23 protein-coding genes are annotated in these 25,129 nt (G+C 73.2%); 7 read left to right on the top strand and 16 right to left on the bottom strand.

What is annotated here, in order from left to right:
• Positions 1–14: 14 nt before the first annotated feature.
• Together Aru02nite_RS09960 and Aru02nite_RS09955 are read right to left on the bottom strand one after the other, a co-directional pair.
• Positions 15–977, bottom strand: a complete 963-nt coding sequence (locus tag Aru02nite_RS09960) for a helix-turn-helix transcriptional regulator (RefSeq protein WP_203656909.1) — start codon at positions 975–977, stop codon at positions 15–17.
• Positions 974–1,972 (bottom strand): helix-turn-helix transcriptional regulator, encoded by a 999-nt coding sequence (locus tag Aru02nite_RS09955; protein WP_203656900.1) that lies wholly within the window; start codon positions 1,970–1,972, stop codon positions 974–976. The genes Aru02nite_RS09960 and Aru02nite_RS09955 overlap by 4 nt, the downstream gene beginning before the upstream one ends.
• 154 nt (positions 1,973–2,126) lie before the next feature.
• On the opposite strand from Aru02nite_RS09955, the gene Aru02nite_RS09950 reads away from it, so the two are divergent.
• Positions 2,127–3,203, top strand: a complete 1,077-nt coding sequence (locus tag Aru02nite_RS09950; protein WP_203656898.1) for a DUF3866 family protein — start codon at positions 2,127–2,129, stop codon at positions 3,201–3,203.
• Positions 3,204–3,207: 4 nt separating this feature from the next.
• Here the strand turns inward: Aru02nite_RS09950 and Aru02nite_RS09945 are convergent, their stop codons facing one another.
• From Aru02nite_RS09945 to pafA, 5 genes are read right to left on the bottom strand one after another with little or no spacing between them, the layout of a single operon-like run.
• Positions 3,208–4,446, bottom strand: coding sequence for an MFS transporter (locus Aru02nite_RS09945; protein WP_203656896.1), 1,239 nt, complete (start codon positions 4,444–4,446; stop codon positions 3,208–3,210).
• Between the two features lie 58 nt (positions 4,447–4,504).
• Complete coding sequence (locus tag Aru02nite_RS09940) at positions 4,505–4,951, bottom strand: hypothetical protein (protein ID WP_203656894.1); 447 nt, start codon at positions 4,949–4,951, stop codon at positions 4,505–4,507.
• Positions 4,952–4,991: 40 nt separating this feature from the next.
• A complete protein-coding gene (sigJ, locus tag Aru02nite_RS09935) occupies positions 4,992–5,981 on the bottom strand; it encodes an RNA polymerase sigma factor SigJ (protein WP_203656893.1) in 990 nt (329 codons plus the stop codon).
• Positions 5,978–6,220 (bottom strand): hypothetical protein, encoded by a 243-nt coding sequence (locus tag Aru02nite_RS09930; RefSeq protein WP_203657040.1) that lies wholly within the window; start codon positions 6,218–6,220, stop codon positions 5,978–5,980. The genes sigJ and Aru02nite_RS09930 overlap by 4 nt, the downstream gene beginning before the upstream one ends.
• A 10-nt stretch (positions 6,221–6,230) precedes the next feature.
• A complete protein-coding gene (pafA, locus tag Aru02nite_RS09925) occupies positions 6,231–7,589 on the bottom strand; it encodes a Pup--protein ligase (protein ID WP_203656892.1) in 1,359 nt (452 codons plus the stop codon).
• A 75-nt stretch (positions 7,590–7,664) separates the two neighbouring features.
• Between pafA and rfbB the strand changes: the two genes are divergently transcribed.
• Positions 7,665–8,627, top strand: a complete 963-nt coding sequence (rfbB, locus tag Aru02nite_RS09920; protein WP_203656890.1) for a dTDP-glucose 4,6-dehydratase — start codon at positions 7,665–7,667, stop codon at positions 8,625–8,627.
• Between the two features lie 120 nt (positions 8,628–8,747).
• Here rfbB and prcA read toward each other — a convergent pair whose 3' ends face one another.
• The 7 genes from prcA to Aru02nite_RS09885 form a co-directional block, all read right to left on the bottom strand.
• A complete protein-coding gene (prcA, locus tag Aru02nite_RS09915; RefSeq protein ID WP_203656889.1) occupies positions 8,748–9,557 on the bottom strand; it encodes a proteasome subunit alpha in 810 nt (269 codons plus the stop codon).
• 96 nt (positions 9,558–9,653) lie between these two features.
• Positions 9,654–10,394, bottom strand: coding sequence for a proteasome subunit beta (prcB, locus tag Aru02nite_RS09910; RefSeq protein WP_203657026.1), 741 nt, complete (start codon positions 10,392–10,394; stop codon positions 9,654–9,656).
• Positions 10,395–10,703: 309 nt separating this feature from the next.
• Positions 10,704–10,916 carry a ubiquitin-like protein Pup gene (locus Aru02nite_RS09905; RefSeq protein ID WP_203656887.1) on the bottom strand — a complete coding sequence of 71 codons (213 nt, stop codon included), beginning with the start codon at positions 10,914–10,916 and terminating at the stop codon, positions 10,704–10,706.
• A 125-nt stretch (positions 10,917–11,041) separates the two neighbouring features.
• Positions 11,042–12,673, bottom strand: coding sequence for a depupylase/deamidase Dop (gene dop / locus Aru02nite_RS09900; protein WP_345710175.1), 1,632 nt, complete (start codon positions 12,671–12,673; stop codon positions 11,042–11,044).
• Positions 12,674–12,911: 238 nt separating this feature from the next.
• A complete protein-coding gene (arc, locus tag Aru02nite_RS09895) occupies positions 12,912–14,687 on the bottom strand; it encodes a proteasome ATPase (RefSeq protein WP_203656886.1) in 1,776 nt (591 codons plus the stop codon).
• A gap of 215 nt (positions 14,688–14,902) precedes the next feature.
• Positions 14,903–15,826, bottom strand: a complete 924-nt coding sequence (locus tag Aru02nite_RS09890) for a tRNA (adenine-N1)-methyltransferase (protein WP_203657016.1) — start codon at positions 15,824–15,826, stop codon at positions 14,903–14,905.
• Positions 15,827–15,828: 2 nt separating this feature from the next.
• Positions 15,829–17,004, bottom strand: a complete 1,176-nt coding sequence (locus Aru02nite_RS09885; protein WP_203656881.1) for a site-2 protease family protein — start codon at positions 17,002–17,004, stop codon at positions 15,829–15,831.
• Between the two features lie 128 nt (positions 17,005–17,132).
• On the opposite strand from Aru02nite_RS09885, the gene Aru02nite_RS09880 reads away from it, so the two are divergent.
• The 5 genes from Aru02nite_RS09880 to Aru02nite_RS09860 all read left to right on the top strand — a co-directional run bounded on the left by Aru02nite_RS09880 (position 17,133) and on the right by Aru02nite_RS09860 (position 23,784).
• On the top strand, positions 17,133–18,146 hold the full coding sequence (locus Aru02nite_RS09880; RefSeq protein WP_203656879.1) for a RecB family exonuclease: 1,014 nt from the start codon (positions 17,133–17,135) through the stop codon (positions 18,144–18,146).
• A 36-nt stretch (positions 18,147–18,182) separates the two neighbouring features.
• A complete protein-coding gene (locus tag Aru02nite_RS09875) occupies positions 18,183–19,415 on the top strand; it encodes a sensor histidine kinase (protein ID WP_239076574.1) in 1,233 nt (410 codons plus the stop codon).
• 77 nt (positions 19,416–19,492) lie between these two features.
• Positions 19,493–20,143 carry a response regulator gene (locus tag Aru02nite_RS09870; RefSeq protein WP_203657014.1) on the top strand — a complete coding sequence of 217 codons (651 nt, stop codon included), beginning with the start codon at positions 19,493–19,495 and terminating at the stop codon, positions 20,141–20,143.
• A 309-nt stretch (positions 20,144–20,452) separates the two neighbouring features.
• Complete coding sequence (locus tag Aru02nite_RS09865; RefSeq protein ID WP_203656878.1) at positions 20,453–21,229, top strand: ABC transporter ATP-binding protein; 777 nt, start codon at positions 20,453–20,455, stop codon at positions 21,227–21,229.
• Positions 21,229–23,784 (top strand): ABC transporter permease, encoded by a 2,556-nt coding sequence (locus tag Aru02nite_RS09860; protein ID WP_203656877.1) that lies wholly within the window; start codon positions 21,229–21,231, stop codon positions 23,782–23,784. Before Aru02nite_RS09865 ends, Aru02nite_RS09860 begins: the two co-directional genes overlap by 1 nt.
• 67 nt (positions 23,785–23,851) lie before the next feature.
• On the opposite strand, the gene Aru02nite_RS09855 is transcribed toward Aru02nite_RS09860, so the two are convergent.
• Both Aru02nite_RS09855 and Aru02nite_RS09850 read right to left on the bottom strand, forming a co-directional pair.
• Positions 23,852–24,517 (bottom strand): HAD family hydrolase, encoded by a 666-nt coding sequence (locus tag Aru02nite_RS09855; protein WP_203656876.1) that lies wholly within the window; start codon positions 24,515–24,517, stop codon positions 23,852–23,854.
• An 86-nt stretch (positions 24,518–24,603) separates the two neighbouring features.
• A complete protein-coding gene (locus Aru02nite_RS09850; protein WP_203656875.1) occupies positions 24,604–25,053 on the bottom strand; it encodes a VOC family protein in 450 nt (149 codons plus the stop codon).
• Between the last annotated feature and the right edge of the window lie 76 nt (positions 25,054–25,129).

Raw genomic sequence — 25,129 nt, 5'->3', positions numbered from 1 at the left:
CGAACGGCGCGCGGTCAGTCGTCCGGCGCGATCCCGTACGCCGCGAGCGCCGCGCGGGCGTCCTCGGCCACCGCGGACACCAGCTCGGGCGGGCCGACGACCTCCACGTCCGGGCCGAGGCCGAGCACCAGCCGGCGGGCCCAGGACAGGTCCGAGGCGCGCAGGCTGACCCGCCACCGACCGTCCGGCTCGTGCCGTACGGCCTCGCACGGGTAGTACTCGGTGATCCAGCGGGCACCGCGGTCGATCCGCAGCGTCACCAGCGGTTGGTCCGGCGTCGGCCGGAACGGCCCCGAACGCAGGTCGGCCGGGCGGGCCTGGGGCGGCGGCGCGGCCGGTTCGGCCAGCTCGGTCAGCTCGTCGATGCGGTCCAGGCGGAACAGCCGCACCGCGTCGGCGTGCCGGCACCACGCCTCCAGGTACGTCCAGGCGCCGGCGGTCAACAGCCGCATCGGGTCGACGACCCGGTCGGTCGTGGCGTCCCGGCCGGCCGTGTAGTAGCGGATGCGCAGGGCACGGCCGCGGTCCAGGGCGCCGCGGATCTCCGCCGCCCGGTCCCCCGCGTACGGCCCGCGGACGGCGACGCGGCCCACGCTGTCGGCCGCCTCGCCCGTCGCCGCCTCGATCTTCGCCAGCGCCCGCTCCACCGCGTCGCGCTGCGCCAGGCCGGGCGTCTCCGCCAGCGTCCGCAGCGCCACCATCAGCGCCAGCCCCTCGTCCGGCGTCAGCCGCAGCGGTCGGTCGATGCCCGCGTCGTACGTGATGGTGACGGTGTCGCCGTCCAGCGACATGTCGATCAGGTCGCCCGGACCGTACCCGGGCAGGCCGCACACCCAGAGCAGTTGCAGGTCGTCGCGCAGTTCGGCGGGGCTGACACCCAGGTCGGCCGCGGCGTCGTCGATCCGGATGCCGGGCCGGGCCAGCAGGTACGGCACCAGGTTGAGGACGCGGCCCAGCCGGTCCGCCGCCGCGCTCACGTCGACGCCCCCGTCCGTTCCGGTGCGGCCGGCGCCGCGCGGTGCCGCGCCGCGATCGGGCGCAACCGCCGGACCACCGCGTCGCGTACCTCGGGCGGGTCGAGTACGAGGGCGCCGGGGCCGTATCCGACGAGGCGGGCGGCGAGCGACTCGGGGTCGGAGTACCGCAGGCGGACGATGTCGCCGTCGACGGCGAACGCCTGCCGGCGGATCCCGGTGCCGCAGCCGGGCCGCAACCGCACCGTCGCGGTACGCGTCGCCTCGGCCGGGCCGGACGTGCTCGCCACGTGACCGATCAGGTCGACGTGTTCGGGCGGCCGGTACGCGTCCGGCTCACCGACCGCGCGCACCGGGCCGACGAACCGGGACAGCCGGAAGCAGCGGGTGGCGTCGCGGTCCAGGTCGTGCCCCACCACGTACCACCGGCCGCGCCAGGACACCACGCCCCACGGCTGCAGCCGCCGCGTCGCCGGCTCGTCCGCCTCCGGGGTGCGGTAGTCGAACGTGACCGCGCGCCGCTCCCGGGACGCCCGGGTCAGCGGCTCGAACGCCGGCTCGGCGGTCACCACCGGCTCCACCCCGAGCGTCGCCTGCGGATCGACCTCGACCCCCGCCGCGCGCAGCTTGCGCAGCCCGGACGACGCCGCCTGGGCCAGCCCGGCGTGCCGCCACAGCCGCGCGGCGAGACCGACCGCCGCCGCCTCGTCCGGCGCCAGGCGTACCTCGGGGAGGGCGTAGTCGCGGCGGGCGATCCGGTAGCCGGGCTCGGCGTCGAAGATGCTGGCCGTCCCGGTCTCCAGCGGTACGCCCAGCTCACGCAGGTCGGCCTTGTCCCGCTCGAACTTGCGCTGGAACGCCTCGTGCTCGCGCGCGTCGGCCGGGTCGTGGGCGTATCCGGGCACGGTCGCGGCGATCTGCGCGGCGGTCAGGAACCGCCGCGTGGACAACAGACAGATGACCAGGTTGACCAGGCGTTCGGTCCGGATGCGCGACACTCTGGCCAGGCTATCCCATCGCGGTACGCCGACCGCCGCGTATCCGCCCCGGCGCGCCCGGCGTGCCGTCTACGACCCCCCGGGTCGGGTGTCCGCACCCCGGCGCACCACGTGGCGCCCCCGGTACGACGTCGGCTGCCGCTACCGTGTCCGCGTGGTGAGGTGGCGGAGCGGGCGGGTCCGGGCGGTACGGCGACGGTGGACCGGCGCGGTGGAGTACGAGGTGGTGCTGGACCGCCGCACACCGGACGATCCGGAGACGGTACGCGCGCTGGCGTACCCGGTGCTCGTCGGGGAGCCGGCGGTGGGCGACCGGGTCCTGCTCAACACCACGGCGCTCGCGCTCGGCCTCGGCACCGGCGGGTACGCGCTGGTCGTGGCGGTGCCGGACCGGTTGCCGCCGGACCCGACGGGCCCCGGCCACGTCGTCAAGGCGCGGTACACGCCCTTGCAGGCGGTCGTGCAGGCCGCCGACGAGGAGGGCGCGCCGTACCGGTCGGTGCTGGCGGACGCCGACGACCTGGGCGGCATGCCCGTCGTACTCGCCGATCTGCACTCGGCGCTGCCCGCGGTCCTCGCCGGCGTCCCCGCCGACGTGCCCGTGGCGTACCTGATGACCGACGGTGGGGCGCTGCCGGCGTGGTTCAGCCGCAGCCTCGCCGAGCTCGGCGGACGGCTGGCCGGCACGGTCACCGTGGGGCAGGCGTTCGGCGGGGACCTGGAGGCGACCAACACGCACGCCGGGCTGCTCGCCTGCCGGCACGCGCTCGGCGCCGCCGTCACCGTCGTCGCGCAGGGCCCCGGCAACCTCGGCACCGGCACCCGCTGGGGCTACTCCGGCGTCGCGGTCGGCGAGGCGGTCAACGCGGTCGCCGCGCTCGGCGGGCGCCCCGTCGGTTCACTGCGCATCTCCGACGCCGACCCGCGGCCGCGCCACCAGGGGGTCAGTCACCACTCCCTCACCGCGTACGGGCGGGTGGCACTGGCGCCGGCCGACCTCGTCGTACCGGCGGGGTTGGCCGCCGGGCTCGCCGCCCGCGTCGCCGCCGACCTTCGTACGTTGCCGGACCGGCACCGGGTGGTCACCGTCGCCACCGACGGCCTGCTCGACGCGCTCGCCGCCAGCCCGGTCCGGCTGTCCACGATGGGCCGCGGCCTCACCGAGGACACCGCGTACTTCCTCGCCGCGGCCGCGGCGGGCCGGCACGCCGCGGCCCTCGCCGCGACCTGACGGCTCAGCTGTGCGCGGCGACCGGCGCGGGGGCCGGGGTGGGCGCCGGGTTGGAGCGGGCCACCGTACGGCGGGCGGCGAAGACGGCCGCGGCGAGGAGTACGCCGGCGCCGGCCGCGACGAGGAACGCCAGCCGCGGGCCGGACAGCGTGACGAGCTGCCCGCTGACCGACTGCCCGCCGGCCATGCCCAGCGTGACCGCCGTGATCACCCAGCCGAACGCCTCGGTCGCCGCGCCCGCCGGCGCCACCTGGTCGATCGCCGCCGAGTGCGTCGTCGACTGCGGCGTGATCAGGCAGCCCACCACCAGCAGCGCGACGGCCAGCCCGGCCAGCCCGGACGGTACGGCCAGCAGCGCGGTGAGCACCGCGAACCCGCCGAGCAGCGCCGGCAGCCGCAGGTGCATCGGGCGCGGCCACGGACGCACCCCGTACAGGACGCCGAAGACGACCGAGGTGACCGAGAACAGGCTCAGCAGCAGGCCGCCGGCGGCGCTGTGCCCGGCCGCGGTGGCCGCCGCCGGTACCGCCACCTCGATGAACCCGACGACCACGCCGAACCCGAGCGCCGCGAGCGCGACCGTACGCAGGCCGGGGCTGGCCAGTGCGCCGAGCAGCCCGGGGCCGGACGCGCCGTCCCGGATCGGCCGGTGCCCGCGGATCGTCGGGTTGAGCACGAACGTCACCGTGCCGGTGATCATCAGTACCGCGCCGACGACGAGGCCGGTGCCGGCCCACGGCGCCGCGGCCAGTACGCCGGCGAGGCCCGGGCCGAGGATGAAGAACACCTCCAGGCTGATCGCCTCGTACGCCAGCGCGGCCTCGCGGCGCGGTCCGGCCGGCAGCAGCCGCGGCCACATCGCCCGCGACGCCGAACCGATCTGCGGCTCGCACATCCCGATCCCGACCGCGAGCAGTACGAGCAGCGGCACCGGCGCGTGCGCCTGGACGGCGGCGATGCCGGACGCCACGAACCCCGCGTACAGCGCGACGACGACCAGCATCGGCCGGGTCGCCCCGAACCTGTCCATCAGCCGGCCCTGCACGACCGAGCCCACCGCGACGCCCACCAGCGCACCCGCGGACACCAGCCCGGCCGGCCCGTACGACCCGGTCTCGCGCTGCACGTACAGCAGCAGGGCGAGGCCGATCATGGCGATCGGCAGGCGCGCGAACAGGGAGGCCACGACGGGGCCGCGGGCGCCGGGCGTACTCAACGCGCGACGGTACTCGGACAGGGACATGCCTTGAAGTCTGCGGCCCGCGGGCCGTCGACCGCCCCGGGTTTTCCGGTAAGTTTCGTCACCCCTCGCGGGCCGTTACATCCCGGCGCGGCCGGGTGACCGCCAGCAGTACCAGCGGGAGCACCGCGCCGAGGGCCAGCCAGGCCAGCAGTTCGGCGAACTCCGCGGCGCCCAGCGCCTCCCGGTGCGTCGCGTGCACCGCCAGATGCCCCACCGCGTACGTCAGGAACGCCAGCAGCGCCACCCGGACCAGCCGCCGCTGCCCGTACCCGGCGGCCAGTGCCAGCAGCAGCGCCATCGCCAGGCTGTACACGCCCACGTCGAGCAGCAGGTGCGGGTTGTACGTCTCGCCCAGCGACACGAACCGCAGCCCGAAGAACGAGCGCGGCGCCAGCACCGTCCAGGCGCCGACCGCCGCCTCCGCCAGGGCCAGCAGCCCCACCACCACCCGCACCCACCGCGCCACGGGCTCCGCGCCGCTGCGGCGTTCGACCACCGGTTCCACCGTCGTACCTCCTCGGCGGACGCGCCGTTCGCGCCCACCGCTACGAACCGGCGAGCCCCCCGGAACGTGACACCGCCGCGGCCTGCCGCCCCGGAAAGCCGAGCTTGTCCGGGTTGCCGATGATGCGCACCGCGGTGATCCGCTCCGGCTCCCCCGCGTACTCCGGGACCGCCGCGGTCACCAGCACCGGCGTACGCACCGGCGCCAGCGGAGTACCCAGCCACGGCAGCCGGCCCGGCGGCGTGGCGTCCACAGTGGACCGATCGGCGAACACCAGCAGCCCCGGTACACCGTTGAGCTGCGCCCGCCGCACCAGCAGCCCACCGCCGAACCGGGCGGTCGCCCCGAGCAGGTACCGCGCCACCTCGGCCCGGCCGTACACCGGTCGGCGGGCCAGACCCGCCCGACCGCCGCCGTCCGCCCAGGACGCGACGTCGTCGGCGAGCAGGCGCTCCAGCCCGGCCAGGTCACCGTCCCGCGCCGCGGCCAGGAACCGGTCCAGCAACGCACCCGGATCGGCCACCGGCCGGCGCGCCACGCCACCCGCCGCGCGCAGCCGGCGCCGGGCCCGCGCGTACACCTGGCGGCAGTTGGTCTCGGTGTATCCCAGCACCTCGGCGACGTCGCGGTGGCTGTAGCCGAACGCCTCGTGCAGCACCACCGCGGCCCGCTCCGCCGGGCTCAGCGCCTCCATCAGTACCAGCAGCGCCATCGACACCGAGTCGCGCTGCTCCACGGTCTCCACCGGGCCGAGCGCGCCGTCGGTGGTCAACACCGGCTCCGGCAGCCACGGCCCCACGTACCGCTCGCGGACGGCGCGGGCGGCGGTCAGCCGGTTCAGGCACAGGTTCGTCACCACCCGCACCAGCCACCCGCCGGCCTCCCGCACCGCGCCCGCCTCGGTACCGTGCCAGCGCAGGTACGCGTCCTGCACCACGTCCTCGGCCTCGCTCGCCGACCCCAGCATCCGGTACGCCAGCCCGAACAGCCGCCGCCGGTGCGTCTCGAACAGCGCGACGTCCGGCGTCACGCCAGCACGATCAGCAGCACCCAGCCGGTCACGAACGCCACCAGCACCGCCGCCAGCACCCACGTCGGCACCTTGAACTCGCCGCGCCTGTTCCGCTCGATCTCGGCCCGGATCTTCTCCCGGCGCCGCGCCGCCCACCGCCCGGCGATCCCGTACTGCGCGGCGGTGCGGATCTCGTCGCGCAACGACGGGATCTCGGCGTCCTCGTCCGGCTCCTCGGGCTTCTGCTGCTCGGTCATCGCCGCCACGTCACATGCTCGCGATCAGCTTGTCGACCCGCTCGTCGGAGAACCGGAACGGGTCCTTGCACAGCACCGTGCGCTGGGCCTGGTCGTTCAGCTTCAGGTGCACCCAGTCGACGGTGAAGTCGCGGCGCTTCTCCTGCGCCCGCTTGATGAACTCGCCGCGCAGCTTCGCCCGCGTGGTCTGCGGCGGGGTCTCCTTCGCCTCGAAGATCTCCACGTCGCTGGCCACCCGGTCCACCTCGCCGCGCCGCTCCATCAGCTGGTACAGCCCGCGACCCCGGCGCAGATCGTGGTACGCCAGGTCGAGCTGCGCGACCCGCGGATGCGACAGCGCCAGGTCGTGCCGCGACCGGTACCGCTCGATCAGGTCGAGCTTGCTGACCCAGTCGATCTCGCGCTTCACCTTCGACAGGTCGTCGGACTCGACCGCGCCCAGTACCCGGCCCCACAGCTCCAGGATCCGCTTGGTCGTCTCGTCCGAGCCGCGCTGCGCGACGAAGTCCACCGCCTTCGTGTAGTACTCCTGCTGGATGTCCAGCGCGCTCGCCTCGCGGCCGGACGCCAGCCGGATCTTGCGCCGCCCGGTCACGTCGTGACTGACCTCGCGGATCGCCCGGATCGGGTTCTCCAGGGTCAGGTCGCGCATCACGACCCCGGCCTCGATCATGCGCAGCACCAGGTCGGCGGTGCCCACCTTGAGCAGGGTGGTCACCTCGTTCATGTTCGAGTCGCCGACGATCACGTGCAGCCGCCGGTACCGCTCGGCGTCGGCGTGCGGCTCGTCGCGGGTGTTGATGATCGGCCGGGACCGGGTTGTCGCGCTCGACACGCCCTCCCAGATGTGCTCGGCGCGCTGGGACAGGCAGTAGACCGCGCCGCGCGGGGTCTGCAGCACCTTGCCCGCGCCGCAGATCAGCTGCCGCGTCACCAGGAACGGGATCAGGATGTCCGCCAGCCGCCCGAACTCGCCGTGCCGCGAGACCAGATAGTTCTCATGGCACCCGTACGAATTGCCGGCGGAGTCGGTGTTGTTCTTGAACAGGTAGATCTCGCCGGCGATGCCCTCGTCGTGCAGCCGCCGCTCGGCGTCGATCAGCAGCCCCTCCAGGGTCCGCTCACCGGCCCGGTCGTGCGCCACGAGATCACGCACCGAGTCGCACTCGGGCGTCGCATACTCCGGGTGGGAGCCGACGTCCAGGTAGAGCCGGGCACCGTTGCGCAGGAAGACGTTCGACGAACGGCCCCACGACACGACCCGACGGAACAGGTAGCGCGCCACCTCGTCCGGAGACAGCCGCCGCTGCCCGCGGAAGGTGCACGTCACGCCGTACTCGGTCTCAAGCCCGAAGATGCGCCGATCCATGCTCCGACATTAGCCGCACTTGATGCCTCCGCGCTGCCGTCGCGCGGTCACGATCCGGGTAGGCTCGCGAGCCTGATGCGCATCCTGGTCACCGGCGGCGCCGGGTTCATCGGATCCACCCTGGTCCGCATGCTGCTCACCGGGGCACTCCCCGACCATCCGGACACCCTGGTCACCGTCCTCGACGCCCTCACGTACGCCGGGCGCCGCGACAACCTGGACCCGGTCGCCGACTCGCCCCGGCTGCGGTTCGTGCACGGCGACGTCCGCGACGAGGCGCTCGTCGACTCGGTCGTACCGGGCCACGACGCGATCGTCCACCTCGCCGCCGAGAGCCACGTCGACCGGTCCATCGCCGCCGCCGCACCGTTCGTGTCCACCAACGTGCTCGGTACCCAGGTGATCCTCGACGCCGCGCTCCGGCACCGGATCCGCCGCGTCCTCTGCGTCTCCACCGACGAGGTGTACGGCAGCCTCGCGCACGGCGCGTGGACCGAGGACGCGCCGCTCGCCCCGCGCTCGCCGTACTCCGCCAGCAAGGCCGGCGCCGACCTCCTCGCCCTCGCGTACCACGCGACGCACGGGCTCCGGGTGACCGTCACCCGCGGCGCCAACACGTACGGGCCGCGGCAACACGGGGAGAAGATCGTCCCGCGGTTCACCACCCGGCTGCTCGCCGGCCGCACCGCCCCGCTGTACGGCGACGGCCACCACGTCCGCGACTGGTTCCACGTCACCGACCACTGCCGCGGCCTCGACCTCGCGCTGCGCCACGGCCGCCCCGGCCGCGTGTACCACCTCGCCGGCGGCACCGAACTCACCAACGCCGAGCTCGCCGCCCGACTGGTCCGCCTCACCGGCGCCGACCCCGCGCTCGTCACCCCCGTCGCCGACCGCAAGGGCCACGACCGGCGGTACGCCCTGGACACCACCCGCGCCCGCACCGAACTCGGCTTCACCCCGACCGTCGCGTTCGACGAGGGGTTGGCCGAGACCGTCGCCTGGTACCGCGCGCATCCCGACCGCGCCACCGACTAGGGCGGTCTGCGCAGGTTCGGTCGAGCGAGCCGGGCCCGGCGCAGCCGGCAAGCAACCTGTGCAGACACGCCTGGGGCCCGCCCCCATCCGGGAACGGGCCCCACGAGCCTGACGACAGAACTACTCGGTGCCCTCGTCGTCGCCGTCCGCCGGGGTTTCCTTCCCCTCCGCGGCCGGCTCCTCCTTCGGCTCGGCCGGCGCGTCCTTCGGCGTGGCCGGTGTGGCCGGCTCCGCCGGTGCGGCCGTCGCCAGCAGGTCCGACAGCGCCGCGCCGACGATCCGCCGGAACGTCCGCCCCGACCGCCGCCGGTCCAGTACGGCGACCTCCAGTTGCGCGGCGGTCAGCTCGCGGCGCTCGGCACCCGTACCGCTCAACGCGTCCACGGCCAGCCGCAGCGCGTCGGCCAGCGTCAGGTCGTCCCGGTGCCGCTCCTTGACCACCGCGGAGATCGCCTCCGCCTGGCCGCCCATCGCGACGTACCCCGGCTCGTCACCCACCGACCCGTCGTACGTCAGGCGGTAGAGCTGGTCGTGCGCCGGGCTGTCGCCGACCTCGGCGACGCACACCTCCACCTCGAACGGCTTCGGCTGCTCGGTGAACAGCGTGCCCAGCGCCTGCGCGTACACGTTCGCCAGGCCCAGACCGCGCACGTCGGTCCGGTTGTTCGCGTACCCCTGCACGTCGGCGTACCGCACGCCGGCCTTGCGCAGGTTCTCGAACTCGTTGTACCGACCGACCGCGGCGAACCCGATCCGGTCGTAGATCTCGGCCACCTTGTGCAGCGCGGTCGAGACGTTCTCCGCGACGAACAACACCCCGTCGGCGTACGTCATGACCACCACGCTGCGGCCCCGCGCGATGCCCTTCCGCGCGTACTCCGACTTGTCGCGCATCAACTGCTCGGGCGAGGCGTAGAACGGCATCGTCACGGCTGCGGCTCTCCGGTTCTCTCGTTGCGATCCTCGGCCGCCCGGTCCGGACGGCCGCCACGCTCCACGGACTCCAACACTGCTTCGACGCCCCGCTCAGCCGCCGGGCTGGTCGAGCCGCTCGTCCACGATCGACCGCACCACCGCGGCCACCTCGTCCTCCGGCAGCTGACGGAAGCCGTCGGCGTCCACCACCGACACGATCGGGAAGATGCCCCGGGCCAGGTCCGGCCCGCCGGTCGCGGTGTCGTCCTCGGCCGCGTCGTACAGCGCGGAGACGGCCAGGCGCACCGCGCCCGCCTCGTCCACGTCGCGCCGGTACCGCTTCTTCAGCGCCGACTTCGCGAACAGCGAACCCGAGCCGACCGCCTGGAAGTCCTGCTCCTCGTACGGCCCACCCGTCACGTCGTACGAGTAGAGCCGGCCTGCGGTCGCCGGGTCCGGAGCGGCCGGATCGTACCCGGCGAAGATCGGCACCACGGCAAGACCCTGGATCGCGGCGCCGAGGTTGTCGCGCACCATCGCGGCCAACCGGTTCGCCTTCGCCGGCAGCGACAGCGACGTGCCCTCGATCTTCTCGTAGTGCTCCAGCTCCACCCGGAACAGCCGCACCAGCTCAAGACCGATCCCGGCCGTGCCGGCGATGCCGATCACCGAGTACGTGTCCGCGGGGAACACCTTCTCCATGTCCCGCTGCGCGATCAGGTTGCCCATCGTCGCGCGCCGGTCACCGGCCAGCAGCACACCGCCCGCGTAGCTCATCGCGATGATCGTCGTACCGTGCGGGGCCACGTCACCGAGCGCGCCCGGCGGCAGCGGCCGGCGGCCCGGCAGCATCTCGGGCGCGGCCGCGCGCAGGTAGTCGGTGAACGACGAGCCGCCCGTGTAGGCGAACTCGACCGGCAGACGCCCGGGGAGATCTCGACCCACTTAAGTGGTTCCTCTCAGGTAGGTGATCGCCATCGTCAAACATCCGACGTTGTCGGAGGAAGTGCCCGAGCCCGCCGTTGCAGTCGAAGCACAGGATGCCACGGACGCAGACCACGCCCATGATCGCGGTACGCGTGCCCGCCGGGTACGCTCGCCCGACCGGCACGGTGCACCGCGGGCGACGCGGACCCGACCCGACGGACCAGGGCGCGAGCCCTATTCGCCGCCCTTCTGGACATAGCCCTTGACGAACTCCTCGGCGTTCTCCTCAAGGACACCGTCGATCTCGTCGAGGAGGTCGTCGACGTCCTCGGTGAGCTTCTCCTGGCGCTCGGCGGCCTCCGGGTCGACGGCAGGGGCGTCGTCGACGTCCTCGTCCTGACGGCTGCGGTTGGACTGGGACTGCCCGCCGGTGTCTCGCGTGGCCATCGGTCTCTCCCCTCGCTGGCAACCCACACACGCACCGGTCCGGCCTGGGCGACCGGACCGGACGGTTGCTTGAAACTTACCTCGATGATCGCGCGGAACGCGTCGGGAAAACGGACTTCGCGCGCCTAATCGGCGGTGAGTTCGGCGAGCAGGTCCTTGGCGCTGGCGCACCGGTCGAACAGCGCGCCCACGTGCCGCTGGGTACCGCGCAGCGGCTCCATCATCGGCACCCGTACGAGCGACTCGCGGCCCACGTCGAAGATCACCGAATCCCAGCTCGCCGCGACCACCTCGGCCGGGTAGCTGCGCAGGCACCGGCCCCGGAAGTACGCCCGGGTGTCGGTGGGCGGCTCGCCGACGGCGCGCACGATCTCCTCCGGCGTGAACAGCGTCTGCATCGCACCGCGCGCGACGAGCCGGTGGTACAGCCCCTTGCCGGGCCGCACGTCCGAGTACTGCAGGTCGACCAGGGCGAGCTTCGGCGACGACCAGTCCAGGTGCTCGCGCTCGCGGTATCCGTTGAGCAGCCGCAGTTTCGCCACCCAGTCGAGCTGGTCGGCGCAGCTCATCGGGTCGTCGCCGAGCTTCGTCAGCACCGACTCCCAGCGGTCCAACACGTCGGCGGTGATCTCGTCGAGATCGGCGCCGAACTCGCGCTCGCAGTACGCCCGCGCGCGCTCCAGGTACGCCCACTGGAGGTCCAGCGCGGTCATCCGGCGCCCGTCGCGCAGCCGGATCCGGTGCGTCAGGGTCGGGTCGTGGCTGACGTCGCGCAGCTCGGCGACCGGGTCGGCGATGCCCAGGTCCAGCGGCAGCACCTTCGCCTCGACCATCGCCAGCACGATCGCCGTCGTCCCGACCTTCAGGTACGTCGCGATCTCGGACAGGTTCGCATCCCCGATGATCACGTGCAGCCGCCGGTACTTGTCGGCGTCGGAGTGCGGTTCGTCCCGCGTGTTGATGATCGGGCGCTTCAGCGTGGTCTCCAGCCCGACCTCGACCTCGAAGAAGTCCGCGCGCTGGGTGATCTGGAAGCCGGTGCCCGAACCGTCCTGGCCGATGCCGACCCGGCCGGCGCCGCACACGATCTGCCGGCTCACGAAGAACGGGGTCAGATGCGCGACGATGTCCGCGAACGGCGTGTCCCGGCGCATCAGGTAGTTCTCGTGCGTGCCGTAGCTGGCGCCCTTGTTGTCCGTGTTGTTCTTGTACAGGTTGATCGGCTGGGCGCCGGGCACCGCCGACGCACGGCGCGCCGCCTCCGCCATCACCAGCTCGCCGGCCTTGTCCCACAGCACGATGTCGCGCGGGTTCGTGCACTCGGGCGTCGAGTACTCCGGGTGGGCGTGGTCCACGTACAGCCGGGCGCCGTTGGTGAGGATCACGTTGGCCAGGCCCAGGTCCTCGTCGGCGAGCGCCTCGGCCGGGTCGTACAGCGCGCCGGAGTACGTGAAGCCGCGGGCGTCGCGCAGCGGCGACTCCTCCTCGTAGTCCCACCGGGTACGTCCACCGCGATCCAGCTCGGGACGCGCCCCGTACGCGTTGACGATCTGGGACGAGGTGACCATCGGGTTGGCACCCGGCCGCCCCGGCACGGAGATCCCGTACTCCACCTCGGTGCCCATGACACGCCAGGCACTGCGCCCGGTACGGCCGTCGTCGGCGGGCCGCGGATCGGGGCGGGTGGGTACCGATTCGGTGCGGCGCTCGCCCACCGTCGCCCCCGGTGTGGTCCGCCGCCTCGGGTCCGCTGTCATGGGATTTCCTCGATTCGCTGGCCGGATGGTGCGCCCTGCCGTATCGGTGCGGCGTGCTCTGGTCGAGCCTATCCCGGTACGCCCCGCCGGGCGGCCGGCCCGGCCCCACCGGACCGGTATTCGGCGCGCCCATCCCGACACGCCGCGGAAAGCCCCGCGCAAGCACGGACCGCCCGACACGCCGCGGGGCGGCCCCCTGGTACGGAGGCCGCCCCACGGGCGGAACGAAAACCGGCGGCTACAGGTACTGGCCGGTGTTGCTGACCGTGTCGATCGAACGACCGGCCTCGGCGCCCTTGCCGGAGACGAGCGTGCGGATGTACACGATCCGCTCGCCCTTCTTGCCGGAGATGCGCGCCCAGTCGTCCGGGTTGGTGGTGTTGGGCAGGTCCTCGTTCTCCTGGAACTCGTCGACGGTGGCGTCGAGCAGGTGCGTGAGCCGGAGACCCTTCGTACCGGTGTTGAGGAAGTCCTTGATGGCCATCTTCTTCGCCCGGTCGACGATGTTCTGGATCATCGCGCCGGAGTTGAAGTCCTTGAAGTACAGGACTTCCTTGTCGCCGTTGGCGTACGTCACCTCAAGGAAGCGGTTCTCCTCCGTCTCCGCGTACATCCGCTCGACGGCGGCCTGCACCATGGCGGCGATGCAGGCGTCGCGCGAGCCACCGTGCTCGGCGAGGTCGTCCGGGTGCAACGGCAGACCGGACGTGACGTACTTGGTGAAGATGTCCTTCGCGGACTCGGCGTCCGGCCGCTCGATCTTGATCTTCACGTCGAGCCGGCCGGGGCGCAGGATCGCCGGGTCGATCATGTCCTCGCGGTTGGACGCCCCGATGACGATGACGTTCTCCAGGCCCTCGACGCCGTCGATCTCGCTGAGGAGCTGGGGAACGATCGTGTTCTCCACGTCGGAGGAGACCCCGGAACCGCGGGTGCGGAAGATGGAGTCCATCTCGTCGAAGAACACGATGACCGGCACACCCTCGCCGGCCTTCTCGCGGGCCCGCTGGAAGATCAGGCGGATGTGCCGCTCCGTCTCCCCCACGTACTTGTTCAGCAGCTCGGGGCCCTTGATGTTGAGGAAGAAGCTGCGCGCCTTCTCCCCCTCCCGGTGCTCCTTGACCTGCTTGGCCAGCGAGTTCGCCACCGCCTTGGCGATGAGCGTCTTGCCGCAGCCGGGCGGACCGTACAGCAGGACGCCCTTCGGTGGACGCAGCTCGTGCTCACGGAACAGGTCGGCATGCAGGAACGGCAGCTCCACGGCGTCGCGGATCAGCTCGATCTGCGAGTCGAGACCACCGATGTCGTGGTAGTTGATGTCGGGGACTTCTTCGAGGACGAGCTCCTCGACCTCGCTGCGCGGGATGCGCTCGAACGCGTACGCACTGCGGGGCTCGATCATGAGCGCGTCGCCGGCACGCAGCGGCTGGTCCGCCAGCGTCTCGGCGAGGTGCACCACGCGCTCCTCGTCGGCGTGCGAGATGACCAGCGCCCGGTCGACCACACCGTCGACGGACTCCAGCAGCTCCTTGATCATGACGACCTCGCCGGCCCGCTCGAAGCCGAGGCCCTCGACCACGTTGAGCGCGTCGTTGAGCAGGACCTCCTGGCCGCGGCTCAGGTCGTCGAGCTCGACGGTCGGCGAGACGGCGACACGCAGCTTGCGCCCGCCGGTGAACACGTCGACCGTGCCGTCCTCGTACCTGCCGAGGAAGACGCCGTAGCCGCTGGGCGGCTGGGCAAGTCGGTCGATCTCTTCCTTGAGGGTGACGATCTGCTCGCGAGCGTCCTTGAGCGTGGCGACCAGTCTTTCGTTCTGGTCGCCGAGTCGCTGCACCTGGGCCTGCGCGGCCGCGAGGCGCTCCTCCAACATCCGGACCTGTCGCGGACTCTCGGTCAGCTTCCGCCTGACCAGGGCCAGCTCCTCCTGCAGGAATGCCACCTGCGTGGAGAGGTCGTGGGCCTCCTTTTCCCAGCGCGCGGCGCGGCTCTCGGCATCTTCGCTGCGTGCCACGTCCCCACCTCCCCTGGCTCGAGGTTTCCGTCTTAAACCCTAACCGGTGATGCCCGGTTCGGGCTCGTCCCGACGCCCCCGGGTTGATGTGAAGATCACGTCCACCCTGGGTGCTCGTACGGTAGCGCGTCGGTGTGACATTCCCCCACACCCGGATGTTTCGGCTTCGGTATCCGAAGGATCGGTGGCCTGCTCGCGGCTGCGGCGCGCGCGGGTCAGGATCCGGTCGGCCCGGGCGTGTCGGCCTGCTTCCGGCGCGCCGCGTACGCCTCGGCGCCCTTGCTGGGCTTGCGCCGCCGCACCGGCGCCACCACGCCGTCCGCCAGCCGGCGGCTCGTCACCAGGAACGCGGTGTGCGCGATCATCCGGTGGTCCGGGCGTACCGCCAGGCCGTCGACGTGCCAGTCCCGGACCAGCGACTCCCACGAGTGCGGCTCGGTGAACGAACCCCGCTCGCGCAGCGCCTCGACCAGCTCCGACAGCTGCGGCGTGGTCGCCACGTACCCGACGAGGACGCCGCCGGGGATCAGCGCGCGCTCGACCGTGTCCAGCACCTCCCACGGCGCCAGCATGTCCAGCACGATCCGGTCCACGTCACCGTCCGTGGCGTCCGCGACGTCGCCGACCGTCAGCTCCCACGCCGGGTGCGGCCCACCGAAGAACGTCTCCACGTTGCGCCGCGCGATCTCCGCGAACTCCGGCCGCTGCTCGTACGAGTGGACGTGGCCGGTGGGGCCGACCGCGCGCAGCAGCGAACAGGTCAGCGCGCCGGAACCGGCGCCCGCCTCCACCACCCGCGCACCGGGGAACACGTCGCCCTGCGCGACGATCTGCGCCGCGTCCTTCGGGTAGATGACCTGCGCGCCGCGCGGCATCGACAGCACGTAGTCGGTGAGCAGCGGGCGCAGCGCCAGGTACGTGGTGCCGCCGGTGGAGGTGACCACGGAGCCCTCGGGCAGGCCGATCAGGTCGTCGTGCGGCAGCCCGCCGCGGTGCGTGTGGAACACCTTGCCCGCGACCAGCTCGATCGTGTGCATCCGCCCCTTCGGGTCGGTGAGCTGGACCCGGTCACCCGCCCGGAACGGGCCGCGGCGGGCGGCGCCGGGCACGGCGGGTGCGTCGGTGGTGGGGGCAGGCAGGGTCAACGGATCGTCCTCTTCGGGTCCAGCAGGTTGGCCAGGTCGTCGGCCACGAGTACACCGACGATATGTGCCGCGGCGGGACGCGCCCCGACGGGGCCGTCGACCACCAGGTACTCGCTGGCCGGGTGCGTCTGGACGGCGCGCATCACGTCCTCGCGGGCCAGCGCGGCGGGCAGTACCAGGTGCGGCACCAGCGTGCGCGCGACGGTGTCCACGGTCACCCACGGCGCCCGCTCCGCCGGTACGGCCGCGGCGGCGTGCTCGCTGACCAGCGCGACCGGCGTGCCGCCGCCGTCGAGGACGACGACCGCACCGGCGCCGGTCTCGGCGACCCGCCGGCCGACCTCGGCGAGCGGGGTACCGGAGGGGACCTGGAGGGCGGGGCGGGCCAGGCGGCCGGCGTGCACCAGGTCGAAGCGGGCGGCCAGCCGGCCACCGCGGATCGCCTGCCCGGCACCGGCCCACAGGAACACCGCCAGCACCGCGCCGACGATCACCACGATGAAGCCGCCCGCGCCGCCCGGGGACCGCACGTACAGCCAGAGGCAGCCGAGCAGGGTGGCCGCGGCGACGACACGCCCGGCGTACCCGGCGAGGCGGGTGCCGAGGTAGCGGTCGCCGGTGGCGGCCCAGATCAGCGCCCGCAGCGCCCGGCCACCGTCCAGCGGCAGGCCGGGCAGCACGTTGAACACGGCCACGATCAGGTTGCTCGCGGTGATCTGGAACGCCAGCTCGTGCGCCACCGAACCGGGCGGTACGACGAGCAGCACGCCCCAGCCGGCGAGCCCCAGCACCGCCGACACGGCCGGGCCGACCAGCGACACCGCCAGCTCCACCCGCGGCGTCGGCGACTCGCGCTCCATCTCGGTGAACCCGCCGAGCATCTCCAGGCTGATCGCCCGGACCCCGATGCCGTGCAGCCGGCTGGTCACCGCATGCCCCAACTCGTGCAGGAACACCGAGACCATCAGACACAGCACGAACCCGAAACCCACCGCGTACGCCGCGGGGACGGCCAGCTCGGGCAGGTTGCCCTGCACGACCTCGCCGTACCGGAAGGTGATGAGGGCGGCGAGCACCAGCCAGGACAGGGACACGTGCACCGGGATGCCCAGGACCCGACCGAGCCGGACGCCGGGTGGCCCACCGGCCGCGGAACGGGTGCTGTCGTCCATTGCACCCATGCTACTGAAGCGCCCGGCGCCGCCCGCGCCACGCGACCACCGTCCGGTGTACCGGGTACGGCGCGCCCGGGGGACGCGGCGCCGCGGAAGCGTCGTACCCCTCCCCTAGGCTTCCGGGCATGACGGTCGAGACCTCCCCCACCGGACGGACCGCGAGCGACCTGCCCACCGGCGGCGCCGGCGATGCGGCCAGCGACGGTGCCACCGGGTCCGCGGACGGCGACACCGCGGCCGGGCGCGGATCCGACCATCCGCTCCGCCGGCACCGCGAGACCAGCCTGACCGCCGAGGAGCTGGCCGCGGTGCGCGGTTCGCTGTCGCCGTCCCGGGCGTCGGACTTCAAGACCTGCCCCCTGCTCTACCGGTTCCGGACGATCGACCGGCTGCCGGAGACGCCGACCACCGACCAGGTTCGCGGCACGCTGGTGCACGCGGTGCTGGAGAAGCTGTTCGAGCTGCCGGCCGCGGAGCGCACCCGGCGGGCGGCGCTGGCGTTGCTGGAGCCGGAGTGGGCCCGGCTGACCGAGGCGGAGCCGGCGCTGGCGGAGCTGTTCACCGGGGACACGGCCGACCAGCTGGGCGGGTGGCTGGAGTCGGCGCGCGGCCTCGTCGACGGATACTTCACGGTCGAGGACCCGCAGCGGCTGGAGCCGGCCGAGCGGGAGAGCCTGATCGAGGTCGTACTCGACTCGGGGCTGCGGCTGCGCGGCTTCGTCGACCGGCTCGACGTGTCGCCGGCCGGCGACCTGCGGGTGGTGGACTACAAGACCGGCGGCGCGCCGCGCGAGGCGTTCGAGGCGCAGGCGCTGTTCCAGCTGAAGTTCTACGCGCTGGTGCTGTGGCGCACCCGCGGCGTCGTACCGCGCGCGCTTCGCCTGCTGTACCTGAAGGATCGGGAGGCGTGCGACTACAGTCCGGACGCCGACGAGCTGGCCCGGTTCGAGCGCAACGTGGTGGCGTTGTGGTCGGCGATCGAGCGGGCCACGCAGTCGGCGGAGTTCCCACCGAAGCGCAGCCGGCTGTGCGACTGGTGCGCGCACCAGTCGCGGTGCCCGGAGTTCGGTGGCACCCCGCCGCCGTTCCCGGAGCTGCCGTCTCCTCCGCGCGGAGGAGATCAGGATCGGCCTGCGTGAGGACCCGCGCCGCGGCGTACTGGATACGGTCGGAACGTGACGGCGTTCGGTGCGATGGTCCGGCGGCTGCGCGGGGACGTGCTCGCCGGCGACGCCGTGCTCGCGGCGGCGATCCTGCTGGCGTACGTGGCGCTGCTGGCGGCGGGTCCGGCCCGGTTCCGGCCGGTCGAGCCGTGGGTGGCGACGCTGTGGGCGGTCCTCGGCGTACTGCCGGTGCTGGCCCGGCGACAGTGGCTGTGGCCGGCGGTCGGCGCGACCGCGGCGCTGATCCTGGCGGCGCTGATCGACCCGGACTTCTGGCAGACGCAGGAGCTGACCGCGGTCGTGCTGGCGTACACGGCGGCGAGCCGGCACCGGTTGCCGCCCGCGCTGGCGGCGACGGCGGCGCTGTGGGTGCCGGCGTTCGTGGTGGGGTGGCTGCGCGCCGGGCACGACCCTCGCGACCAGACCCTGGTCATCCTGGTGGACGTCGTGGTGGCGGCGGTGTGCGTGGTGACCGGGCAGTTCAACCGCACGCGCCGGGCGTACACGGGGGCGTTGGAGGCGCGGGCGGTCGAGGCGGAGCGCAACCAGCAGGCGTTGGCGGGGCAGGCGGTGGCCGAGGAGCGCCGGCGGATCGCCCGGGAGCTGCACGACGTGGTCGCGCACCACGTCAGCGTGATGGGGGTGCTGGCGACCGGCGCCCGGCGCAGCCTGACCCGCGACCCAGACGCCGCGGCCGAGGCGCTGACCAGTATCGAGGCGACCGGACGGACGACGCTGCGGGAGCTGCGCCGGCTGCTGGACGTGCTGCGTACCGACGACGAGCCGGCGACGCCGCCCGAGGCGGGCCTGGCCCCGGCACCCGGCCTGACCGCCGTCGGTGACCTGGTCGCCCGGGTACGCCGGGCCGGGCTGCCGGTCGACGTCCGGGTCGAGGGCGAGCCGTACCCGGTGGACGCGGGGATCGGGCTGGCCGTGTACCGGCTGGTGCAGGAGGCGCTGACGAACGCGGTGAAGCATGCCGGTCCGGCGCGCGCGGTGGTCCGGTTGGGGTTCGGGCCGTCGGCGTTGACGGTGGAGGTGTTCGACACCGGCCGCGGCCCGTCCGGGGACGCGACCGGCGGGCACGGCCTGGTCGGTATGCGCGAGCGCGTCGCCCTGTACGGCGGGGAGATCACCACCGGACCCCGCCCCGGCGGGGGCTTCCGCGTGTACGCGAGGATTCCCATGGACAATCTGGAGGGACTGTCGCGCCTGCCGGCAGCCGAACCACGGGGGTACGTGTGAGCACGGCCGACGTCTTTCCCTCCGCGGAGGGCACGGGCACCGGGTCGACCGGGCCGGGGCCGCAGCGCCCGGTCCGGGTGCTGCTGGTCGACGACCAGCCGCTGCTGCGGACCGGGTTCCGCATGGTGCTCGGCGCCGAGGAGGACGTGGACGTCGTCGGCGAGGCCGGCGACGGCGTCGAGGGCGTGGAGCTGGCCCGCCGGCTGCTGCCGGACGTGGTGCTGATGGACATCCGGATGCCGCGGATGGACGGGGTCGCCGCCACGCGCGCCATCGTGCAGGCCCGGCTGCCGGTCCGGGTGCTCATCCTGACCACCTTCGACCTCGACGAGTACGTGGTGGGGGCGCTGCGCGCGGGGGCGAGCGGCTTCCTGGCCAAGGACGTACCGGCGGAGGATCTGGTGCAGGCGATCCGCACGGTGGCGGCCGGCGAGGCGGTGGTGGCGCCGCGGATCCTGCGCCGGCTGCTGGACCAGTTCGGCACGTTCCTGCCGGATCCGGATGCGCGCACCTCCGACCGCATCGACGTACTGACCGAGCGGGAACGCGAGGTGCTCGTCCTGGTGGCGCGCGGGCTGTCGAACGCGGAGATCGCCGCCGAGCTGTCGGTGTCCGAGACGACCGTCAAGACGCACGTCGGGCACCTGCTGACGAAACTGGACCTGCGCGACCGTGTCCAGGCCGTCGTCCTCGCGTACGAGACGGGTCTGGTCCGGCCGGGCGGCTGACCGGTCGGGCCGCGCGCCGGGGCCGATCCGGGCCGGCGGCGCCGGAAGCGCCACGCACCGGACGGCGCGCGCACCGCGGACCCCGGCGTACCGGTGGGAGACGGTCCTCCTGCTCAGGTCGGAGTCGGGGTCATCCCGGAGCATCGGCTGCGGGTCGATCCGGATGACCGGTTCCGGCCCGCTTCGCCCTCGCGGCGTACCCACCAACCCTCCCCGTGTACGACGCATCGCGCGGTCACGGCCCGTAGCGTCAGGGCACGACGACGTCGCGCGGGACCGCCCGCCGGCGGTACCGGATGGGGGAGGAACGTGGCCACATCGCTCACCACGGCGACGGGCATCGCGGCCCGCGCGGTGGACGTGTGGAAGGTGTACGGCACGGGGGAGGCGCAGCTCGCCGCGCTGCGCACCGTGAACGTCGAGTTCGAGCGGGGCAGGTTCACGGCGATCATGGGCCCGTCGGGGTCCGGCAAGTCGACGCTGATGCACTGCCTGGCGGGGCTGGACACGACGAGCCGCGGCGAGGTGTACATCGGCGAGACCAGGGTGACGGGGCTCGGCGACAAGGGGCTGACGGAGCTGCGCCGCGACAAGGTGGGCTTCATCTTCCAGCAGTTCAACCTGCTGCCGACGTTGACCGCGCAGGAGAACATCCTGCTGCCGCTGTCGATCGCGGGCCGCAAACCGGACCGGGACTGGTTCGACACGGTGGTCGACACGGTCGGGCTGCGGGACCGGCTGGGGCACCGGCCGACGCAGCTGTCCGGCGGTCAGCAGCAGCGGGTGGCGTGCGCCCGCGCGCTGGTGTCGCGGCCCGAGGTGGTCTTCGCCGACGAGCCGACCGGCAACCTGGACTCCCGCTCCGGCCAGGAGGTACTGGGTTTCCTGCGCGACTCGGTGCGCCAGTTCGGGCAGACGATCGTGATGGTCACCCACGACCCCAACGCCGCCTCGTACGCGGACCGGGTGGTGTTCCTGGCGGACGGCGCGATCGTCGACGAGCTGCACGACCCGACTGCCGACGCCGTACTGGAGAAGATGAAGACGCTGGACAAGGTCGGCGAGCACCCCCGGGGTGAGGGCTGATGTTCCGAGCGGTACTCAAGAACCTGCTCGCCCGCAAGCTGCGGCTGGTGCTGTCCGGCCTGGCCGTCGTCCTGGGCGTCATGTTCGTCGCCGGCGCGCTGGTGCTCACCACGTCGCTGGGCAACTCGTTCCAGGGCCTGTTCGCCACCGTGTACCAGAACGTGGACGTGCAGGTGTCGCCGAAACCGGCGCCCGGCCAGGGTCGGCAGACCGGACCGGCGGAGGCGGGCGCGACGCTGCCGGCGAGCCTGGTCGACAAGGTGGCGCGCGTCGACGGCGTCAGGACCGCGCACGGCGAGGTGATGACCAACGGCGTCATCCCGCTGGACAAGCGCGGCAAGGCGATCCCGTCGACCACCGGCCAGCAGTACGGGACGAACTGGCGCGGCACCAACGACGTCGTGCAGCTGCGTACCGGGCACGGCCCGACGTCGGCCGGCGAGGTGGTCGTCAACGGCGGCCTGGCGAAGACCGGGGGGTTCAAGGCCGGCGACCCGATCACGGTGATCATCGACGGCAAGACCCGACACTTCACCGTGGCCGGCACGTACGGCTACTCGGGCAACCGGGACTCGCTCGGCGGCGAGACCAGCGTCGCGTTCACCACGCCCGTGGCGCAGCACCTCCTGCTCGGCCGCACCGGCGTGTACTCGACGGTCTCGGTGACCGCCGACAAGGGCGTGTCGCAGTCGACGCTCAAGGACCGGGTGTCGGCCGCGACCGGCGGCTCGTACCAGGTGCAGACCGGGGCGGCGCTGGCCAAGAAGTCGACCGACTCGATCAAGGAGGGGCTGAAGTTCCTCAACTACGTGCTGCTCGGCTTCGCCGGGGTGGCACTGTTCGTCGGGGCGTTCCTGATCCTGAACACGTTCTCGATCATCGTGGCGCAGCGGACCCGGGAACTCGCCCTGATGCGCGCCATCGGCGCCAGCCGCAGGCAGATGATCGGCTCCGTACTCCTGGAGGCGGTGGTGATCGGCGTCTTCGCCGGCGCCCTCGGCCTGCTCGCCGGCATCGGCGTCGGCGCCCTCCTCGGGTACGTGTTCACGCACGTCGGCGGCGGCAACCTGGAACTGTCCATCGGCGTACCGGCAAGCGCGGTGATCGCGTCGTTCGCGGTCGGCATCGTCATCACGGTGGTGGCGGCGCTGTTCCCGTCGCTGCGCGCCTCGCGGATCCCGCCGGTGGCGGCGATGCGCGACGCGGCCACCCCGGACCGGCCGCTGACCCGGGTCACCGTACTCGGCGCGGTCGTGTTCGTCCTCGGCGGCGGCGTACTCGGGCTGGGCCTGTTCGGGTCGCTGTCCGGTACGGCGACGCTCTGGGCGATCCTCGGCGGCGTCCTGGTCGCCTTCATCGGCGTGGCACTGCTGACGCCGGTGATCTCCCGGCCGGTGGTCGGCGTCATCGGCCGCCTGCTGTCGTTCAGTACGGCCGGGAAGCTGGGGCGGCGCAACTCGGCGCGCAACCCGCGGCGTACCGCGATCACGGCGGCGGCGCTGATGGTCGGCATCGCGCTGATCACCGGCGTGTCCACCGTGCTGTCGTCGGTGCAGACCAGCATCGACAAGGTCGCCAACCAGCAGATCAAGGCCGACCTCATCGTCTCCGGTACGCAGACCTCGGCGGTGCCGCCCACGTTCGACCCGGCGCTGCTGCCGAAGATGCGGTCGGTGTCCGGGGTGTCGTCGGTGGCCGGGGTGTTCTACGACCGCGGCCAGGTCGACGGCAGGACCGTCGGCGTCACCGCCACCGACGACGTACCGGCGCTGGCGACCGCGGTCAGCATGACCCGCTCCGCCGGTACGGTCACCGCGCTGTCCAGGCACCAGGCGCTGCTCGACGCCAAGACGGCGAAGGCCGACCACCTGTCGGTCGGCGACACCGTCCGCGTCCGGCTCACGCACGGCTCCGGCACGTACACGCTGTCCGGGATCTACACGTCCGGCGAGGGCGGCATGTCCGGCTGGGTCCTGCCCCACTCGGCCGTGTCGGACTTCGCGCTGACGAGCCCGACCTCGGCGTTCGTCACGGTGTCGGACGGCGCGTCGACCGGCGCGGCGAAGAGGCAGATCGACGACCTGCTGGCGAGCAACCCGCTGGTCACCGTCGCCGACCGCAGCGACTTCGTCCACCAGCAGACGTCCACGTTCGACACCGTGCAGACCATGATCCAGGTACTGCTGACGCTGGCGATCATCATCGCCGCGCTCGGCGTGGTCAACACGCTGGCCCTGTCGGTCATCGAACGCACCCGCGAACTGGGACTGCTGCGCGCCATCGGCATGAAGCGCCGGCAGGTGATGAGCATGATCACCGTCGAGTCCGTGACCATCTCGGTGTTCGGCGCCGTACTCGGCCTCGCGGTCGGTGCCGGCCTCGGCGCCGCGGTCGTCCGGGCCCTCCACGACCAGGGCATCAAGTACCTGAGCTTCTCGTGGGGGCTGATGATCGCGTACCTGGTGCTGGCGGCGGTGATCGGCGTCGTCGCGGCGATCCTGCCCTCGGTACGCGCCGCCCGGCTCAACGTGCTCGGCGCCATCGCGTACGAGTGAGCGGGCACCGAACGCCGGGCCGGGTCTCCCCCGACCCGGCGTTCGCCCGCCCCTGGCCCGTTCGCCGTCAGGCGACCAGGCTGCGCAGGTACGACACGTCGACGGCGGTGAGGCTGTCGACGAGCGTGACGCCCGGCGTACCGGTGAGGTCGACCTCGCTGGGGATGCCGACGACGACGCAGCCGGCGGCGCGGGCGCTGGCCAGCCCGGTCGGCGAGTCCTCGATGGCGACGCAGCGCGCCGGCGGGACGCCCAGCAGCGTCGCCGCCGTCCGGTACGGAGCCGGGTGCGGCTTGGTCTCGTCCAGGTCGTCGCCGCACACCACGGCGGCGAAGTAGCGCCGGCCGATGGTCTCCAGCGCGGTCTCGACCAGCCGGCGGCGGGTGGCGGTGACCAGCGCGGCGGGGATGTCCGCGGCGGCGACCGCGGCGAGCAGTTCCTGCGCGCCCGGCTTCCAGACCAGACCGTCGGCGAACAGCTCGCCCATCCGGTCCTCCAGCCAGGCCACGCTGTCGGCGGTGTCCCGGTCGGCCGGCAGCCCCAGGTCGTCGTGCAGGATCGCCATCGACCGCGACATGTTGGTACCGACCATTGCGGCACGCGCCGCGTCGGAGAGCCGGCCGCCGAGCTTCTCGGCCAGCTCGTACAGCGCGACGGTCCAGACCTTCTCGCTGTCCACGAGGGTTCCGTCCATGTCGAACAGTACGGCGGCGAGGCCGGTGGTGGTCTGCATGCCCCGATCCTGCCGGTGCCGCGGCCGGCCCACCGCGTACCGGGAGCGTCTCGTGGCCCAGGTCACCGCGCCGCCGCCATGATCCATCAGCGCGTGACCGTACCGGCGGTGCCGGGTGACGATCCGGACGTGTCGTCGACGTACAGGCAGAACGGGTGGCCGGCCGGGTCGAGCAGGACCCGTACCGACTCCTGGGGTTGGAGGGTGGCGGGCCGAGCACCCAGCCGGCGGGCGTGGGCGAGCGCCGCGGCCAGGTCCGACACCTCGAAGTCGAGGTGCATCATCATCTGCTGCGCGGCCCCGCCGTCGGCCGGCCACACCGGCGGCCGGTACTCCCGCGACGTCTGGAACCCGAGGTACGCCACCCCGTCCGGCGGGCCGACCGTCGCGAAACCCGGCTCCGCGGAAGCGATCCGCCACCCCAGCAGCTCGGCGTAGAACCGGGCGAGCGCCGGGGCGTCCGGCGCCTCCAGGACCACACCCCAGTAGTCGTGCCGCGACCCGCGCGGCCCGGTGCCCTCGATCCGACCGTCCATGCCGACCATCGTGCCCGCCGCGCTCCCGGCGGGCCGGGCCGAACGGGTCACGCCGGGTACGCGGCCGGCCCGGCCG

The sequence above is a fragment of the Actinocatenispora rupis genome (assembly GCF_016861975.1).
Classification (GTDB): Bacteria; Actinomycetota; Actinomycetes; order Mycobacteriales; family Micromonosporaceae; genus Actinocatenispora; species Actinocatenispora rupis.
Note: the sequence above shows the minus strand (reverse complement) of the source record. Positions and strands in the feature narration are given on the sequence as shown.

Coding starts and splice junctions, on each gene's coding strand:
- Aru02nite_RS09945 (WP_203656896.1), bottom strand. CDS start 4,446: ATGTCCCTGTCCGAGTACCGTCGCGCGTTGAGTACGCCCGGCGCCCGC.
- Aru02nite_RS09930 (WP_203657040.1), bottom strand. CDS start 6,220: ATGACCGAGCAGCAGAAGCCCGAGGAGCCGGACGAGGACGCCGAGATC.
- pafA (WP_203656892.1), bottom strand. CDS start 7,589: ATGGATCGGCGCATCTTCGGGCTTGAGACCGAGTACGGCGTGACGTGC.
- rfbB (WP_203656890.1), top strand. CDS start 7,665: ATGCGCATCCTGGTCACCGGCGGCGCCGGGTTCATCGGATCCACCCTG.
- prcB (WP_203657026.1), bottom strand. CDS start 10,394: ATGCTGCCGGGCCGCCGGCCGCTGCCGCCGGGCGCGCTCGGTGACGTG.
- Aru02nite_RS09905 (WP_203656887.1), bottom strand. CDS start 10,916: ATGGCCACGCGAGACACCGGCGGGCAGTCCCAGTCCAACCGCAGCCGT.
- dop (WP_345710175.1), bottom strand. CDS start 12,673: ATGACAGCGGACCCGAGGCGGCGGACCACACCGGGGGCGACGGTGGGC.
- Aru02nite_RS09885 (WP_203656881.1), bottom strand. CDS start 17,004: ATGGACGACAGCACCCGTTCCGCGGCCGGTGGGCCACCCGGCGTCCGG.
- Aru02nite_RS09880 (WP_203656879.1), top strand. CDS start 17,133: ATGACGGTCGAGACCTCCCCCACCGGACGGACCGCGAGCGACCTGCCC.
- Aru02nite_RS09860 (WP_203656877.1), top strand. CDS start 21,229: ATGTTCCGAGCGGTACTCAAGAACCTGCTCGCCCGCAAGCTGCGGCTG.
- Aru02nite_RS09855 (WP_203656876.1), bottom strand. CDS start 24,517: ATGCAGACCACCACCGGCCTCGCCGCCGTACTGTTCGACATGGACGGA.
- Aru02nite_RS09850 (WP_203656875.1), bottom strand. CDS start 25,053: ATGGACGGTCGGATCGAGGGCACCGGGCCGCGCGGGTCGCGGCACGAC.